Source organism: Escherichia sp. WS2035 (assembly GCF_046487065.1).
GTDB classification, from domain to species: domain Bacteria; phylum Pseudomonadota; class Gammaproteobacteria; order Enterobacterales; family Enterobacteriaceae; genus Escherichia; species Escherichia coli.
The window spans coordinates 1-1402 of the sequence record NZ_JBJQKD010000047.1 but is presented as its reverse complement, the minus strand read 5'-3'; the positions used below and the strand labels follow the sequence as shown (position 1 = coordinate 1402).

The 1402-nt window shown below is 65.1% G+C and carries 1 pseudogene; it reads right to left on the bottom strand.

Annotated elements, in window-relative coordinates:
• Positions 1-33: 33 nt before the first annotated feature.
• Positions 34-1402 (bottom strand): annotated as a pseudogene (locus ACJHX4_RS26685) (Tn3-like element TnAs1 family transposase); the annotation flags it as partial.

Below are 1402 nucleotides of genomic sequence, written 5' to 3'. Positions count from 1 at the left end.
GGGGAGCCCGCAGAATTCGGAAAAAATCGTACGCTAAGGTTTTCCGGGCATCCGTAAGGGCCGAAACTTCCCGTCTTCCAGTCTGCGGCTCTGCCGCCAGACGTAATCGCCGGTTAGGTTGATGTGCTCCCAGCCCAGCGGCGACAGGAATTGCAGCAGCTCGCCGTCCACCGGCTTGCCGGCCTCGACCAACCCCTGGGTGGCGCGTTCCAGGTACACCGTGTTCCACAGCACGATAGCCGCCGTCACCAGGTTGAGGCCGCTGGCCCGGTAGCGCTGCTGCTCGAAGCTCCGATCCCTGATTTCCCCAAGGCGGTTGAAGAACACCGCCCTGGCCAGCGAGTTGCGCGCCTCACCTTTGTTCAGGCCGGCATGCACGCGGCGGCGCAGTTCAACACTTTGCAGCCAGTCCAGGATGAACAGCGTGCGCTCGATCCGGCCCAGCTCGCGCAGGGCCACGGCCAGTCCGTTCTGGCGCGGGTAGCTGCCGAGCTTGCGCAGCATCAGCGAGGCGGTGACGGTGCCCTGCTTGATCGAGCTGGCCAGGCGCAGGATGTCGTCCCAGTGGGCACGCACGTGCTTGATGTTCAGGGTGCCGCCGATCAGCGGGCGCAACGTCGGGTAGGCTTGCACGCCCTGCGGCACGTACAGCTTGGTTTCGCCGAGGTCGCGGATGCGCGGCGCGAAGCGGAAGCCTAGCAGGTGCATCAGGGCAAAGACGTGATCGGTGAAGCCGGCCGTGTCGGTGTAGTGCTCCTCGATCCGCAGGTCGGACTCGTGGTACAGCAGGCCGTCGAGCACATAGGTGGAATCGCGGACGCCGACATTCACCACGCGGGTGCTGAACGGCGCGTACTGGTCGGAGATATGGGTATAGAACAGCCGTCCCGGCTCGCTACCGTACTTCGGGTTGACGTGCCCGGTGCTCTCGCCCCGGCCACCCGCGCGGAAGCGCTGGCCATCGGAGGATGAGGTCGTGCCGTCGCCCCAGTGGGCGGCAAAGGCGTGGCGATACTGGTGGTTGACCAGCTCGGCCAAGGCCGCCGAATAGGTTTCGTCGCGGATGTGCCAGGCTTGCAGCCAGGACAGCTTGGCGTAGGTCAGGCCGGGGCTCGACTCGGCCATCTTGGTCAGCCCGAGGTTGATCGCATCACCGAGGATTGCGGACAGCAGCAACGTCCTGTCTTTGGCCTCGGCCCCGTCCTTCAAGTGGGTGAAGTGGCGGCTGAAGCCCGTCCAGTCGTCCACGTCCATCAGCAGTTCGGTGATCTTGATGCGCGGCAGTAACTGGCTGGTTTGGTCGATCAGCGCCTGCGCCCGATCCGGCACCGCCGCATCCAGCGGGGTGATTTTCAGCCCTGACTCGGTGAGGATGGCATCGGGCAGCTCGTTGTCCTTGGCC